The organism is Photorhabdus noenieputensis (assembly GCF_018448935.1).
In the GTDB taxonomy this organism is placed as follows: Bacteria; Pseudomonadota; Gammaproteobacteria; order Enterobacterales; family Enterobacteriaceae; genus Photorhabdus; species Photorhabdus noenieputensis.
The window spans coordinates 158,697-174,824 of sequence record NZ_RCWC01000003.1; the positions used below are offsets into that span (position 1 = coordinate 158,697).

Here is a 16,128-nt window from a genome sequence, read left to right on the forward strand (position 1 = left end):
CAGTCGTTAAGGAGACGATAATGGAAATAATACAGCCGAGCGTCACCGTCACAGAAAATCTGATATCCCCAAAGCAAGATGACTCGTTTATCGGTATACCGGTTTTTATTGGTTATACCTCATCGCCGGTCAATAAAATCGCTATCAAGCTCAACAGCCTGGCCGATTTTGCCCGGTCATTTCCTGAGTCAGGATTAATGTACTATTCCGTGCGCCATTTCTTTGAAAACGGCGGCCAGCAAGCTTATGTGCTGTCACTGGGTACGGAGAAGCCATCAAGCGATTTTTCGTCATTGATCACCGCGCTGCAACAAGCGTGGCTGACACAAACGATTTCCGCAGAAAACGACATTACCCTGATTATCACCCCGGATGTTATCCGCTTTAATCAGGCTGAGGTTTCCTATACTCAAAGAGATCTCTGGTTACAATTTTGGCAATCGGTGCTCAATCTTTGCAAAAGCCGACGCGGTATCATGGGATTATTGGATGCCCCGGACAATCCCACATTAGCCGCAGAGTGTTTAAAACGGTTTTCTTCCGCTGATCGGCAATGGGGGGCCGTATACTGGCCGCTGCTAAAAAGTGCCTATCAGGATAATACACAAAATCCTATCGTGCTTTCACCGACCGCCGCCGTGGCTGCCGTCATCCAGCGTAACGATAACCAACAAGGCGTATGGACCGCGCCGGCCAACATCGCGTTAACCAAAGTGATTAGCCCGGTACGCGCTTATATTGAAGCGAATGCCCTGTTTAACCCGGATGGCACCTCACTGAATCTGGTGCGCAGCTTTCCCGGTAAAGGCATTAGGATCTGGGGATGCCGAACCTTGGACAACACCCCCGGCTCTCTCTGGCGTTATATTCAGATCCGCCGTCTAGTTTCTTATATCGAAACTCATATGACTCAACTGGGCCGGGCCTTCATCTTTGAACCCAATAACGCCATCACCTGGATGAAGCTTAAAGGTCAAGCCCACAACTGGCTGCGTCAATTATGGTTAAACGGCGGGCTACGGGGAACCGAAGAAGATCAGGCGTTCAAAGTGTTATTAGGTGTGGGTGAATCAATGAGTGAAGCCGATATCCGGGCCGGAAAAATGATCATCAGAATCAGCCTCGCGGTCTTAATTCCCGCCGAATTTATTGAGCTAAACCTGACATTTGATACCCATACCGGTACCACCCGCTAAGTTAAACAGAAGTAAAAGTTAAACAGAGGCAAAATATGAACAACCTCTACACCCCGGCAGTGTCACACCGTTTTATCGCCAGTTTTCTTTTTAACAACATTCCCAGTCCACTGGATATCGCCTTTCAACGGATATCGGGCCTGAGCCGCGAGTTGCAAACCACCCAACACAGCCAAGGCGGGGAAAACGCCAGAAATACCTGGCTGGCCGAAAAAATCCAACATGGCAGTCTGATGTTGGAGCGCGGTGTGATGACGGTAACACCCCTCACGCTGGTGTTTGATCGTGTCCTGCGTGGCGAAAAAGCGGTCTATGCCGATGTCGTGATTATGTTACTGAATGAACATTCATTACCCGTGGCAAGTTGGACATTAAGCAACGCGCTCCCGGTGCGCTGGTCCACCGGAGACTTTGACGCCAATAGCAACACTGTTTTGGTGAACTCACTGGAGTTGCGTTATCAAGATATGCGCTGGTTAGGAGTGAAAGTATGACCGTCGAAATTAAAGAGCTGATTATTCAGGCTAAAGTGACTGATTCCGAGCGTAATCCCACCACACCACCGACATTAGCCCAAGAGACGCTGGATAACGCCCGTCTGATCGAGAGAGTCAAACGGGAAGTGTTAGAGGCGTTGCGTGAAACCGGAGGCTATTATGAGCTTAATTGAACGCAGCCTGTCCAAACTCACCCTGACCGCCTTTAAAGACCGGGAAGGAAAAATCTCCGTCGGTAGCTTACAGGCGATGTATAACCCCGATGGGATTCAGCTCGATTATCAAACCCGCTATCAACAGGATGAAAGCATTAACAATGCCAGCCAAAGCAGCCGCTATGTTCTATCACAACCCGCCGGTTTGACGTTAGTCCTGCTATTTGACGCCACCATGCCGGGCAACACTATCCCGGTAGAAACCCAACTCGCAACTTTGAAAGCCTTGTGTACGGTGGATGCCAGCACCAGCGTTCCCCACTTCCTCAAAATCAAATGGGGCAAAATGCGCTGGGAAAACAAAGGTTATTTCGCCTGCCGAGCCAGCGGCCTTGCGATTAATTACACCCTATTTGATCGTGATGCGACGCCATTACGGGCTAGCGCCACCTTATCCTTAGTCGCAGACGAAAGCTTTGTTATTCAAGCCACTGAACAGCAGTTAAAATCACCGCCGATCACCGCAGTCAGCGTGACCGATATGCTCTCTCTGCCGTTAATCGCCTTAGGCGCTGGGGCTTCTCTGGCAGGCGGCATTGATTACCTTACCCTCGCCTGGCAAAACAATCTGGATAATCTTGATGATTTCACCCCAGGACAAACGCTACAGGCACAGGGGGACGCATGAAGATACCGGCGATAGACGTTAACATAGCGGGAAAAACACTCAGCCAGTTTTCTGTCATTAGTCTGACCGTAAACCATCAAATCAACGGTATCCCCACAGCCAATATCACGCTTAGCGTAGCCGGTGACGCCAACGCGATTTTTGCCGCCAAAGCGCAAGCTGAACTCACCCGTTGTCGGCCCAATCAAGAATTGATCGTGCGACTGCAAAAAACCGTGTTGTTTAAGGGGATCATTGTTCGACAAGCGCTTAAGTTCAAAGGTCACGACAGTCTGATTACTCTAACGGCGAAACATCCACTGCAAAAACTCACTGATAATTTCCATTCACAACTATTCAGTCAGCAAAGTGATGAAGCCATTATCAGAAAACTATTCAGTCAAGCAGGTATACCCGTCACGATAAAACAAGCTCCTCAGCTTAAAACTAAGCATGAACAAATGGTCCAGTTTCGCTGCCATGACTGGAAATTCTTAAAAAACCGGCTGGCCGCTACCAATATCTGGTTATTACCCGGTAACGAAACAGTCACGCTGGCAACGCCAGAATCACTTAATCAATCAACCGTGCACACAATTAAACAACGTGCCGGCGATCAAGACATTGTGCTGTTTGAGGCGGATCTGCAATGGGATAACCGGCACAGTCCCAAAACGGTGAGCGTACAATCCTGGGATATCGCACAACAGAAGCTGTCTCAAGCCACTCAAGCAAAAAACAGTCGGCTTGGCAGTGGTCAACTCGCATCAGACAGTCTGGCAACTTTATCCGATCAGACATGGCAATGGGTTTTTAGCTATCCGCAAGATAATGAACAAGCCAAATACCTTGCTCAAGGCATGATGAATAACCTGCGCAGTCATAATGTCTCCGGCAATGTTGAAGTCGAAGGCGGTGATCGTTATCAACCGGGGGATGTTCTGGCGTTAAGCGGCTTTGGGCAGGGAATGGATGGTAAAGGCGTTATCACCGGCGTCAGTCAAACCATCAATCAGCGGCAAGGCTGGCGCACTCGGTTAACTCTGGGCTTGTTGCCAGAGACAGAACCGGCGGTCCCACCGGTTAGAGAGCTGCATGTGGGGATAGTGGAAAAATACCAACAGGACAAGCAGTCACTGGACCGAATTCCGGTCAGAATACCGGCGTTAAGTTTAACCAATAGCGTTCTTTTTGCCCGACTGGGTAAACCTTATGCCAGTCATGAAAGCGGATTCTGTTTCTACCCGGAACCGGGGGATGAGGTGATTATCGGTTTCTTTGAATGTGATCCCCGCTTCCCGGTGATATTAGGCGCTATGCACAACCCGAAAAATAAAACGCCAATCGAACCCAGTGAAAAAAATCCAATAAAAACCCTGGTTATTAAACAAGGGGATAATCAGCAGGCATTAGTGCTCAATCATCAAGATAAAATTGCCGCCCTTAATAGCGGAAAACATTCGTTATCACTGCAACAGGATAAAGATATCACGCTAGATTCGGCGAAAAATCTCATCACTAAAGCCCAAGAAATTAACCTACAGGCTGAAAAATCCCTGTCAGCCACTGGAAAGTCCGGCGTCGATATTAAAGGTGCGAAAATTAACTTAACACAATAATAGGACAGCGAAATGACAGACAACATATTAGCCGATATTTATGGCCGGGGTTGGGCCTTTCCGCCAAAGTTTTTTATTAAAGATAATACGCCTCCAGAAATACCCACCGGTGTCCAAATGGCAGCAGGGGCAGAGAATGTTCGTCAAAGCATGAAAATTCTTTTTCTCACTGAACCCGGTGAAAGAATTATGCGTGAAGATTACGGTTGTGGCCTGAATGATTATCTGTTTGCCAATATCAATGATGCACTGATAGCAGAAATTCAAACTCGCATTGAAGAACGAGTACTGCGCTATGAACCACGCGCGGAAATCACGATGATTCAGGTCAATCAGAGAACGGACTTGCCCAATACCCTGCATGTTCAGGTGACTTACGCCCTGAGAGGCAGCGACATCAACCAACAGATTGAAGGTGCCCTTGAAGTCAGCGAAGGCCGAATACGGGTACACTTATGAGTAAACAATGTGTGGTGGATGGCGACAATCTGCTATTTGAACCGTTATTCGGCAACCGGCAAGTCACGCTTCTGGGACCGGCAACCATTAGAGGCAGCGGACACGCCCAGATCCAAGGCAAAAAGATCGCCATTGTAGGTGACGAAAAAAAGGTCCAATTTCAAGCGCAATATATTACCCCGAGCCACCCGATACCCGGTATGGGAATGGTCACTATTGCTCAGTTGGATGCCAGCCAGCAGGCGAACTTTTGCCGCAGCCCGGCCACGGTGATTATTGTCGGCCAGCAATTTACCGCCCGTTTCACCCCGACACAACCGGCGAATAATCCATCGAGTGGCCCGGATGTAACCACGCCGAGTATGGGAAAAGGTCGTTTTATTGCCAGCCAATATACTGTCAGTGCCGGATAAATTCTCCCTTCAACCTTATCGATGATCTCCTGACAATCGATCAGAAATATATTCAAATAATAGGTGGTGTAAATATGGGACAGGCCGAGTTAGATAATAAACTCACCGCTATCGTGCCAAAGACTGCATTTAAACTTGATGAAAGAAGTACGCTGGATATTTTAAACTGGCTTAAAAAATACGCCGCAATTATTCCTTTCGATCAAGAGAAAAAACAGTTCTGGGACAGTTTTTATTTTATTCAGAAAAATAATCCTCAGCAATTAGCCGATATTTACCAAAATGTTAATCAAGCCAATGGCCTTTTACCGCCACATCAGGCTTTTATATTGGCTTTTTTAAAACTATTAGAAACAACCAAACACTTATTAAACACCTTCCCGGCACGACACCGTGATCTTTATTACCGGGAATTATTGGGACTGAACCCCAGAAACGCCCAAGCGGATAGTGTTGCCATCAGCGTGACTCTGAATACGGATAACGCGGAATTTCTGGTCGCACAAGGCACGCTGTTTGATGCCGGGCAAGATAGCGCCGGTCATTCGTTACACTATGCGTCAGATACGGATTTATTAGCGAATCAAGGAGCGCTGACCGACCTGCGTTGGTATCGGAAAGACGGCAACAATGGCTGGCAATCAGCGATACCTCTTAACCTTTCGGATAACATTGCATTACCCGAAAATGGTATTCAACTTTTTAGCCCAACAGCCAATGATGTGGCGGTTCTATCCGGTTATCTGATTACCTCATCTTTATTTGCGATGTCCACGGGAGAACGTCACATCACATTGACGCTGGAAAATGATTGGACAGGTCAAGCTGAACACCTCACCGCGAAAATCAGTGCAGAAGATCACTGGTTATCATTGTCGGTAAAACTTATCGACAACAAGAATATTGAGCTTGGATTATCATCCACGGCTGATCCTATCAGCCCGCCAGATAACCTTGATGGCATGACATTCAACGTACCGGTATTAAAATTAGGCACCACTCAGCAACCTATGTTGCCGAAAATTACCGGTATTGAAATCAAGATTAACGGCAACCGCAGTGTGCGCTATGCCTCCGATGGCGGAACTGAACAAACAGATAAAACCAGTTTCCCCTTCGGTCAATTTCCCTCGTTGGGTTCCGGCTTTAATCTGGTTGCCCCTGAATGGTATGGTTCTGAAAACGCGACGCTTACCCTGACGCCGCAATGGGTTGGCTTGCCCACAATGAGTTTTAAAGCGTGGTATAAAGGGTACACCCCTGAACCTGATAATAGCGCGTTTAAAGTTCAGGGCTATTTAGTCACACCTCAGGAAAGAAAGCAGCTCACTGGCACCCCATCGTTATTTGGCGGAACCGATGCACCTCAAGGACAAAGCCTGAGTTTTACCTTACCGGCAATGGACTACTCTGTTACTGATAGCCCATCCCCCAATGACTGGCCTGCATCAGTGCGCATAGAATTGGCTGAACAGGATTTTATGCACACCCAATACTGGCAAGATCCGACCGGTAAAAATTTACCCTACACCCCACAAATCAGCGCGTTGCAAATCACATTCAGCGCTAAAGTCAACACTGAGCAATACACCGTTTATCCCCTGACGCCTTTTGGTTGGGGAAACCCAAACGAAGAACTCCCTTCATTCGCCAATGACGCACTCTATTTGGGCTTTACCAACGTATTACCGGGACAAACTTTATCCCTATACTGGCAACTGGTCGGTATTCAAGAACTTAAGCTATCTTGGTCTTATTTGAATCAGCAAAACACCTGGCAACCATTAAATCAACTGGTTCACGATCAAACTCACAATCTGTTTGACCGGGGGATATGGAGTACGTTATTGCCACAGGACGCGTCAAATCAATCAGCCTTGATGCCGGCAGGACGATACTGGCTGAAAACAGAGATAACTCAGCAGACCGCCCCTCAAGATTACCCAAGAATGCAAGGACTACTGTACAACGCCACCACCGCCACGTTAATCAACTCAGAAGGCATTGAAAATGACCATTTTATCAATGGGTTGGTTGCCGATAGCATTAAACAGACAGTCAGCACATCCGCTGCCATTAGCCGTGTAACGCAACCCTGGGCTTCTTGGAACGGTCGGCCGAAAGAAACAGAACCCGCGTTTCTCACGCGAATTCCACCTCGGTTATCCCACCGTAACCGTGCTTTAAGTTGGGATAACATTGTCACTTTATTGAAAGAACAATTCGTCAGCATATTTGATGTCAAATACCCTTCCGCTAATGAATTAACCAAAATCCCGGCCTCGGAAACGCAACAACTGATTGTGATCCCTAATAGCCGTTACAAAGACAACAATGATGCACTGCGCCCGATCCTGAATCCAGCCCGACTGGCGGAAATGGTCGAATGGATAAGCCAACTCAGCAGCCCCTGGACCACCCTTAAAATCGACAACCCTACCTATGTTGACGTGCTGATCAGCTATCAACTGGTGTTTGTCACAGGAGTTAATCCCGACTATGGCCGTTATCAGTTACAGCAGGAACTCAGCCGAAAATATATGCCGTGGGCGGAAGATAGCGCTATCGGCGTAACAACCGGCAACCGCATTGATTACTACCCATTATTAGCCACCATTCAGCAGTCACCTTTAGTTGAACGAGTCACCAACTTAACGTTGAAAAAATCGTCCAAAACCGCAGAAGCAGTCGGTGACAGTGTAGAAGCCGCTGACAATGAAGTACTAATCTTAGTCTGGTCAGAAAAGGGTTCCGCTAATAAAGGAGCAAACAATGAATAATCAGGATGCCCTGTTTCCCATCGTTAAAGACGACATCGCCTTTGAGAACTTACTCACTCAAGCCAAGACAGCCATTGAGCAACAGTCTGGGCAACTCTGGAGCAATACAGCAGAAAATGATCCCGGTATTACCTTATTAGAAGCCTGTTGTTACGGTGCATCTGATCTGGCCTATCGCCATTCGCTTCCCCTGCGCGATCTGCTTACCCCGGAAAAACAAGAACAGACACCGGACGATGGCATTTTTCCACAGGAATTCGGTCCACAACAAATGCTGACCTGTGGCCCCATTACTGCGGAAGATTATCGTCGTGCCTTACTGGACCTGCACAGCAGCGACACAGTTAATGACACCAGCGGAGGTTACTTTTTCTTTAACGATGTACAGCTAGTTCGTGAACCTAAAAGCGAACGCTATGAATACTGGTATAACAAAGAAAAACGTGAATATAGTTTCATTAAAACGCCAGACAGCCAACAGTTAACGCTGAGAGGCAATTACTGGCTTTACCTCCTCCCTGCCCGGGAAACTGAGAGCAATAAAACATTAGCGCAGCAAAGTCTGGCGGCTTTCTTAAAAAACAACCGTAATCTGGGGGAATCCGTCAGTAAAATTATCTGGCTACAACCCACGGATTTGCTATTACAGCTTAATCTTGAGCTGGATGATGATGTGAAAGATATTACTGACATCTTCGCCAAAGTCTATATAACAACCGCACAGACGGTACTGACAACACCGTTACGTTATACCACGCAAGCCATGAAAGAATCAGGTTACAGCAATGAAGAAATATTCGCCGGACCTTATTTACATCACGGCTGGATACCCGAATTACCTGCGGCCAAAGATTACACCAAGCCGACAGAATTAAAGCTCAGCCATCTGGCTAATCGTTTACTGGCCATCCCGGGGATACAGAGTATTACCCAATTGTCATTAGACCAGCACGATAAAAACATTTCTCCACTAGCGGACGATAATTGGTCCTGGACAATCGCTCAAGGATATTATCCCAGGCTATGGGGTAACGATCCCTTAGGCTTAATTTCCTCACCGGCAAGCCCGCTCACCATTACCGTCAAAGGTGGAGTAAAAGTCGCCGTTTCTAAACAAGATATAGCGAGCAAGATTATTGCAGAGACCTTGATTGAGACACAGCCCGAATTATTAAACTGGGGCAAACATCGTAAAGTTCGGGACTATTATCCAGTCAGCAATAAATTACCCGCCTGCTATGAATTACAGACCTACGCGGAGACTCAACAACAAATACACTTGCACCAATTTATGTTGCCTTTTGAACAGATGCTGGCTAACGGTTGCGCCGAACTCGCTATTCTGCCGAAGCTGTTAGCCTTTAAACAACGGGGAAATGAGATATGCGGTGCACAATGGCCTTTTAAAGCCAATACTGTCGGTCAGAAAGTCCATCAGGAGATCATGCCTGATTTAATCAAACAACTAAATGATGATGCCCAAATTGGCAAAGATAAGAATATCCATCCGCAAAATTATGCAAAAGAATTATCGATTCTGAATTACTTATTGGAATATTTTGGCACCCATCGCGCGGCCAGACCACTTACCCTGAATTCATCGGAATTTCTCCTTACTCAGCGCGGTTATTTGGCGCAACAACCTGAATTAACCTATCAGCGTAATAATATTCGGGTTGATAAAGTGTCTGCGCTACAAAAACGAATTGCTGCCCGCATTGGCCTGGGAGGAGAATGTTTCACAGAAAAACCCAACCTGGCTAATTTGCCTTTCTATCTGATTGAACATCGTCGGCTATTACCGGTAAAACCTGACAAGAAATTCGACAGTGAGCAAAAGCCGGATAATCTGGCAATAAAAAGTGAGTCCGATGCTCAAAATCATCAATTAATCATTACCCAGAAAGGAACGGCAGACCAATTATTGCATGGTCAAGTGATTAATCTGATTATTATTGAAGGCGACAGAAAATTCACATTACGGGGCCAAATGATCACCGATATTACCGGAGACACCTTCTCGCTTGACACCCGTAATAGCACTGATCTAGAGCGTAATCTAGACCGCGTGAAAACCGCGTTTGAACAAGGTAATTTACGCTGGTGTAATAGCCCGGTATGGATGGAAGATATGGATTATCAACTGGTTTATGCCAGTGAGATATATCAAACGGGAACAGAAGATGAACGCTGGATTACCTCCAGCCCCCAAAGTCCCTTCCCTGCCATGATCGAAGAAAATGATGAAATTACCCTGAAATATGTTATTACCCCCGATGGGCCACCGACAAAAACATTAGTTAGTAGTGATTCTCCCGCCGATTATGAACTTAAAGCACAGGTAGTGCAATTTGATCGTATTCAAGGTCGAATATTACTTAAAAAAATATCAGGTCAACAATATGATTTCCCGAAATCAGAAGACGCATGGCACTATCATTGGTACTTTTCTAATGAAAAATACGCGCTGGCGGACCGTTTCTCATTTATAGTCAGTGTAGTGATTAATCGTCAACTTATTGAGAATGATAAGGTCGATCCTTATAAACTGGAGGCGTGGGTAAAAACGGAAATCTTAGCCGAATTTCCCGCTCATCTTTCCATGATTTTCCACTGGCTATCACCAGAACATTTCAAGAATTTTGCCAGCACTTATAAGCGTTGGCAGAATAATGGCGCACCTCTGGGTGATGAAGCCTATAATATTTTAGAAACCTTAACGTTAGGGCGTTTACCTTCAATGGCAACCGGTACCGGTAATATGCGCATTGCCACCGAACAGCAGCGCAAAGAGGTTATTGGCGATTCTGGAACCGAATGGAACGAAAAGGTAATAGAAGATAATCAGTTATTATATGTACCAAAAATTTAAGTTAAATAATATCGATTTCAGAGTTAAATAAAATATTCTCTCTGATTGCCATTTCATTATACGGCAATATTGACAGAATATTTAAAACAGAATCATTCAATATTATATACAAGGTTATTAAAATGGAAAAAAAACATAATCTGTCTACTTCGCAATCCAATACAGAAAATACCAATCCTAAATCAATAGGACCTTCATCAGATGAACTAAAAAATCGATTTAAAGAAGGCAGTATTCCCCTACAAACGGATTATTCAGACTTGATTGATATTGCTGATATCGGTCGCCGGACAGTGGGCAAAGCACCGGATCAGACTGATAATCCAAATTCAGGGCTGGAACTGGATAATAATCATGGACTATCAGTAAAAACTAATCCTACCGGCGGTATTTCCGTTGATTCAAGCGGCATAGCTGTTAAATGTTGGCCGAGCGGTGGTATTACAGTAACTGACGGTTCTGGCCTTTATTTAAAATTAGCAGGAGGTAATTCTGGTAATGGTTGGAGTGGCGTAAGTGGATTAAGTCTGGGTACAGACGGTGTAAAAATTAAGGCAAATAATGGCATTAATGTTGATGGTAATGGCGTCGCTGTAAAAGTCAAAGATAAAAGCCTACTAACTGACGCTGGTGGATTAGCGGTAAATACCGGCAGGGGGTTGTGGATTAATAACGATAAACTTGAAGTGAATAATCATGACGGGATTGAAATAGTTAACGAAGGTGTAAAAGTTAAAGCAGGTAACGGTATTAATGTTGATGGTAGTGGTGTCGCTGTAAAAGCCAAAGATAATACAATAAACGTCGAATCTACAGGGATATCTGTAAGACTTGGTTGGGGAATAAAAATAGGTGATGGATTAGATGTTAAGGCCGGCAATGGTATTACTGCTGATTGGAATGGTGTCTCTGTAAAATCCAAAGATAACACAATTAGAGTTGATCCCACAGGAATCTCTGTGAATCTTGGTTGGGGGGTAACAGTTGGAGGAGGATTGGATGTTAAGGCCAGCAATGGTATTCACGTTGATAGTAATGGCGTCTCTGTAAAAGCTAAGGCTGGTAATGGTATTAAAGTAGACAGTGATGGCGTAAGCATTGATCTTAAATCAATTGCATCAGCACTCGCTGATCTAATTATCCCATCAGGAACAATTGTGCCATTCTATGGCAATAATTATGATAACCCTCCTTCTGGTTGGGTATGGTGTGATGGAAGTAATGGTACTCCTAACTTAAATACTAATAGTGATAAGCATGGCTCAACTGACTATATTAATTTAATTTCAGGTTCTACAAATAAAAGTACTAATTATTGGCAGTTAGAATATGGAACACATGTAGCAGCAAATGTATATTTCATGAGATATATTATGAAAAAATAAATTAGCTAGTCACAGTAATATAAATCCATTCATATTCACCATATATCAATTAACAATGAGAGTTTAATATGCCTTGGGAGCCAAATCTGTTAAACCGGATTACCATTACTATTGAGGCTAATAATTTACAGGTGGCTAAAAAAGTATTACATGGCTCCCTGCTTAATCAAGCTGATATCAATAACTTATTTAATACATTCTTTACCCAATATCCCATTAATCAGGATATCTATTTAGACACATTAACTCTGGATCTTGGAGAAATAAGTTTACATAATTTTAATTCACTATTCCCGGTGCGACTTAATACCGAACTGAGTAAAGCATTAAGCCATTATCAAATTAATAATCAGGAGAAAAAAACATCCCTAAAACAATCAAAATCACAGGAAACAAACAACAATCCATCTTTATTACACGATAATAACTTAATGAATATTGAAAACTTTATTTATTATTTAAATCATAAAAATAAAGAATTAAATTCAATGGAGGTAATAGATAATTATCAGAATATTGATATCAATATTCAACAGCTAATTAATCAATTAGCTGGAATAGAAGATAAATGGGTTTTGTTATTAGCAAAAAGCTGTTTATCTGAACTAAGTCTGCAACAGTTAATAGCGCTGAATCAACCCAATTTATTAAGCGCTATCAACCACAGACTATCCGAAGGAATAAACAAACCACAATATCCAAGGGAGCCTGTCTTCCCCGGAAAATTGATACTAAATGCGTTGCAATATATACATATAAATAATATACAGGAGATACCTAAACTGGATGAAAAAGTAATATCACATATCACCACTGAATTAGATAACGGTACACTTGATGCAGAATCCATTATTACGTTATTTCGCCAAATTATCACTCATAATATTCCATTAAATAGTTGGTTAAAACAGATTTGGCAAACTATTACTGTCGCGGAATTCAGAAAAAAATATCTATCCGATGAAGAATATCAATATTTATCAGAACGTTTCACTGCAAACTACACAGATAAAAATTGCCCTAATATAGAATTAACTACTGATCATAGAAATATCTCTAAAATCCAGCAGGAAAAATATTTATCTGAATATCTTATTTCAAACCATACGAATAAAAATATATTCGGTAAAAAATCAATTACTACTAATCATGACAGTATCAATGCTCAGGAAAATCAATATTTACCTGAGCATTCTATTCCAAACCATGTGAATAAAAATACATTCGGTAAAAAATCAATTATTAATAATCAGGAAGATCAATATACTCCAGAGCATTTTATTTCAAGCCATGCAAATAAAAATAAATCCAATAAGCAATTACCTGTTACTCACGCTGATATTAATAACACTCACCAAGATCAATATTCTGAAAATCATAAAATATTATCAACATCTAACAACCCGCATATTACAGGAAATAACGATAATCCATTACAAAATATCAAGAAAACAGATTCTGAATCAGTTTTATTGCCTAAACAAACTCTACCATATCAAGTGAATAACGCCGGAATATTGATTTTATGGCCGATGCTACCCGCATTATTTAATCAACTTGGCTTACTTGAAGAGCAAAAATTTATTCATCGTCAAGCCCAATTTAGCGCGGTTAATTTCCTTGACTATCTAATTTGGGGAAGAGAAGAAATACCGGGAAAACAAAATATTTTGAATAGCGTTCTGTGTGGATTAATGGCTGACGAAATGATTGAATTAACCCCTGTTGAACCAGAAAAACAATTGATCATAGCTCAATGGCTAGATGCCATTATCAGCCAACTTCCCGGCTGGAAAAAGTTAAGCCACAATGATGCTCGTCAGTTGTTTTTACAACGACCAGGTGAATTATTGATAAATGAGCAGGAAATCAACATCACAGTAGAGCATCAGCCGTTTGATGTGCTATTAACCGATTGGCCGTGGCCATTAAATATCGCCAAGCTTCCCTGGCTGGCTCACCCTTTAAAGATTGACTGGAAAAATATTTAGAAGGTTTATATGGATTACCTACTAACAAATAACCCCTGTAACGTGGCTGAACTACACTGGATTTATCCCCATTTGGAACGTATCGACCTGCTATTACAGCAATACTATTATCAAAAGGGAGATCAGTACGATGCATTACCGGAAAGTTTTTTACTGGCCGAAGAGGATGTAGAACAATGTTTAATATCACCGCAAGGTATACCTCATTGGCTAGCTACAACGAATAATCTTATTCGCAATCCAGAAATCGAGGCAAGCCCTACCCTTGATGCATTATCATTGCTGGTCGAACGTTTTGAACTGACTGAATTTGAACGTGATGTTTTATTATTAGGTTTATTACCCCATTTCGATAGCCGTTATCATGCGTTATTTGCCGTTCTAAATGGTAGCAGTAAAAAACAGTGGCCCAGTTTTACTTTAGCCATAGAGTTATTTCTCCAATATCAAGGTGACCGGCAATTACTGCAAAACAGTCTTCTACCGCAAACACCGTTAATCAATAATCAATTATTACGACTCAATAATCACGAAGAATCTATCTGGTTACAAACACAATTTTTAACCCACAGTACTGTCTGGCATTTTTTATCGGGACAACGAACACTTTTACCGCCCCTAATAACCTGTGCTAACTGGCAAACGCCAGCCTCATATAATTGGTATCCACAAACTCTTTATCATGCATTTAAAAAGATATTATTGAATGAAACCAACGAAATACGCCCATTGATAATACTCAGAGGAAAAGAGGGTAGCGCCAGAGAATTAGCAATCAGTAATATTATGGGATCTCATGGCATTAATACCTTAACTCTTGATTTAGCCCTCCTGTCCGATGAAGAAAACATAACCCTAATATCCAGACTGCTCGCAGACGCAATCCGAGAAACCCGGCTACATAGCGCTTGTTTATTAATTCGCAATTTTTCTTTGCTTACAGAGACAAAGAAAACATTACAGCGCAATTTATCTATTTTGCTGAATCAGCCGAAATTACGTGTGGTTTGCTTGGTAGAACCGGGAGATGCATTAGTCTGGATTAAGCACCTGCCAATGGTGCAAATTAATATGCCCGTTGCGACATTGACGGATAAAGAAACCTTGCTGAAAGCAAGCTTACCGGAAAATATCGCGCAAAAAATTAATATTACTCAACTATGTCAACGCTTCTCTTTTACCGCGGAAACATTACCGCTGATTGTTGAAGAAGCTTATCAATATCAAATGATTCGGCAACCAGAAGGCCAACTGGAAGAAACTGATCTGCGTCAAGCATTAAGTTTCCGCGCCCAACAGAATTTTGGCAAACTGGCTCAACGAATTACCCCAAAACGCAGTTTTAACGATTTAGTGGTTTCAGACACATTAGCGCAACAATTAAAAGAAATTATCTCAGCGATTAATTACCGCGACCAAATGCTGAGCGTCGGCTTTGAGGAAAAAATCAATTATGGTACCGGTATTAGCGCCCTATTTTATGGAGAATCAGGTACCGGCAAAACAATGGCTGCTGAGGTGATTGCCGGTTATCTCGATGTTGATCTGATTAAAGTTGATCTCTCTACCGTGGTGAATAAATATATCGGTGAAACGGAAAAAAATATCTCCCGTATTTTCGATCTGGCCGAAGCGGATTCCGGAGTACTGTTTTTCGATGAAGCCGATGCCCTATTTGGCAAACGCAGCGAGACCAAAGATGCGCAAGACAGGCACGCAAATATTGAAGTCTCTTACCTGTTACAACGATTGGAAAATTATCCGGGGTTAGTGATTTTAGCCACCAATAATCGCAGTCATTTAGATAGTGCGTTTAACCGCCGTTTTACCTTTATTACCCGTTTTACTTATCCTGATGAAGAGTTACGTAAAAAAATGTGGCAAGTCATTTGGCCGGAACAATTGACACTATCCAATGAAATTGATTTTGCCCATCTGGCTAAACGAGCTGATTTAACCGGGGCTAATATCAGAAATATTGCTCTATTGTCATCAATATTATCAACAAATGATAACTGTGCACAAATCGAAAATAAACATATAGATCGAGCCGTGATACTTGAATTAAATAAAACTGGCCGATTAGCTTTTTAA

Annotated in this window: 12 protein-coding genes; all 12 read left to right on the plus strand. The window is 43.0% G+C overall.

Annotated elements, in window-relative coordinates; translation table 11 throughout:
* Positions 1 to 20: 20 nt before the first annotated feature.
* The 12 genes from EAE91_RS04145 (at position 21) to EAE91_RS04200 (ending at position 16,128) form a co-directional block, all read left to right on the plus strand.
* Positions 21 to 1,196, plus strand: a complete 1,176-nt coding sequence (locus EAE91_RS04145; protein ID WP_214087375.1) for a phage tail sheath family protein — start codon at positions 21 to 23, stop codon at positions 1,194 to 1,196.
* A 35-nt stretch (positions 1,197 to 1,231) separates the two neighbouring features.
* Entirely contained in the window at positions 1,232 to 1,690 is a 459-nt protein-coding gene (locus EAE91_RS04150) for a phage tail protein (RefSeq protein WP_214087376.1), read from the plus strand.
* A complete protein-coding gene (locus EAE91_RS04155; protein ID WP_214087377.1) occupies positions 1,687 to 1,866 on the plus strand; it encodes a DUF5908 family protein in 180 nt (59 codons plus the stop codon). Before EAE91_RS04150 ends, EAE91_RS04155 begins: the two co-directional genes overlap by 4 nt.
* Positions 1,853 to 2,536: a CIS tube protein gene (locus tag EAE91_RS04160; RefSeq protein WP_214087378.1), complete on the plus strand. Its 684-nt coding sequence runs from the start codon at positions 1,853 to 1,855 to the stop codon at positions 2,534 to 2,536. Before EAE91_RS04155 ends, EAE91_RS04160 begins: the two co-directional genes overlap by 14 nt.
* Complete coding sequence (locus tag EAE91_RS04165) at positions 2,533 to 4,134, plus strand: phage baseplate assembly protein V (protein ID WP_214087379.1); 1,602 nt, start codon at positions 2,533 to 2,535, stop codon at positions 4,132 to 4,134. The genes EAE91_RS04160 and EAE91_RS04165 overlap by 4 nt, the downstream gene beginning before the upstream one ends.
* A gap of 12 nt (positions 4,135 to 4,146) precedes the next feature.
* Positions 4,147 to 4,593: a GPW/gp25 family protein gene (locus tag EAE91_RS04170; RefSeq protein ID WP_214087380.1), complete on the plus strand. Its 447-nt coding sequence runs from the start codon at positions 4,147 to 4,149 to the stop codon at positions 4,591 to 4,593.
* Positions 4,590 to 5,006: a hypothetical protein gene (locus tag EAE91_RS04175; RefSeq protein ID WP_214087381.1), complete on the plus strand. Its 417-nt coding sequence runs from the start codon at positions 4,590 to 4,592 to the stop codon at positions 5,004 to 5,006. Before EAE91_RS04170 ends, EAE91_RS04175 begins: the two co-directional genes overlap by 4 nt.
* A gap of 74 nt (positions 5,007 to 5,080) precedes the next feature.
* On the plus strand, positions 5,081 to 7,786 hold the full coding sequence (locus EAE91_RS04180) for a hypothetical protein (protein WP_214087382.1): 2,706 nt from the start codon (positions 5,081 to 5,083) through the stop codon (positions 7,784 to 7,786).
* Positions 7,779 to 10,658, plus strand: coding sequence for a hypothetical protein (locus EAE91_RS04185; RefSeq protein ID WP_214087383.1), 2,880 nt, complete (start codon positions 7,779 to 7,781; stop codon positions 10,656 to 10,658). Before EAE91_RS04180 ends, EAE91_RS04185 begins: the two co-directional genes overlap by 8 nt.
* A gap of 122 nt (positions 10,659 to 10,780) precedes the next feature.
* Positions 10,781 to 12,043 (plus strand): tail fiber protein, encoded by a 1,263-nt coding sequence (locus EAE91_RS04190; RefSeq protein WP_214087384.1) that lies wholly within the window; start codon positions 10,781 to 10,783, stop codon positions 12,041 to 12,043.
* Positions 12,044 to 12,111: 68 nt separating this feature from the next.
* Positions 12,112 to 14,034 (plus strand): contractile injection system tape measure protein, encoded by a 1,923-nt coding sequence (locus EAE91_RS04195; RefSeq protein WP_214087385.1) that lies wholly within the window; start codon positions 12,112 to 12,114, stop codon positions 14,032 to 14,034.
* A gap of 9 nt (positions 14,035 to 14,043) precedes the next feature.
* Positions 14,044 to 16,128, plus strand: a complete 2,085-nt coding sequence (locus EAE91_RS04200; protein ID WP_214087386.1) for an ATP-binding protein — start codon at positions 14,044 to 14,046, stop codon at positions 16,126 to 16,128.

Bases quoted from the DNA above. Each gene is read 5' to 3' on its own strand.
- EAE91_RS04145 (WP_214087375.1), top strand. From the start codon at position 21: ATGGAAATAATACAGCCGAGCGTCACCGTCACAGAAAATCTGATATCC.
- EAE91_RS04150 (WP_214087376.1), top strand. From the start codon at position 1,232: ATGAACAACCTCTACACCCCGGCAGTGTCACACCGTTTTATCGCCAGT.
- EAE91_RS04155 (WP_214087377.1), top strand. From the start codon at position 1,687: ATGACCGTCGAAATTAAAGAGCTGATTATTCAGGCTAAAGTGACTGAT.
- EAE91_RS04160 (WP_214087378.1), top strand. From the start codon at position 1,853: ATGAGCTTAATTGAACGCAGCCTGTCCAAACTCACCCTGACCGCCTTT.
- EAE91_RS04165 (WP_214087379.1), top strand. From the start codon at position 2,533: ATGAAGATACCGGCGATAGACGTTAACATAGCGGGAAAAACACTCAGC.
- EAE91_RS04170 (WP_214087380.1), top strand. From the start codon at position 4,147: ATGACAGACAACATATTAGCCGATATTTATGGCCGGGGTTGGGCCTTT.
- EAE91_RS04175 (WP_214087381.1), top strand. From the start codon at position 4,590: ATGAGTAAACAATGTGTGGTGGATGGCGACAATCTGCTATTTGAACCG.
- EAE91_RS04180 (WP_214087382.1), top strand. From the start codon at position 5,081: ATGGGACAGGCCGAGTTAGATAATAAACTCACCGCTATCGTGCCAAAG.
- EAE91_RS04185 (WP_214087383.1), top strand. From the start codon at position 7,779: ATGAATAATCAGGATGCCCTGTTTCCCATCGTTAAAGACGACATCGCC.
- EAE91_RS04190 (WP_214087384.1), top strand. From the start codon at position 10,781: ATGGAAAAAAAACATAATCTGTCTACTTCGCAATCCAATACAGAAAAT.
- EAE91_RS04195 (WP_214087385.1), top strand. From the start codon at position 12,112: ATGCCTTGGGAGCCAAATCTGTTAAACCGGATTACCATTACTATTGAG.
- EAE91_RS04200 (WP_214087386.1), top strand. From the start codon at position 14,044: ATGGATTACCTACTAACAAATAACCCCTGTAACGTGGCTGAACTACAC.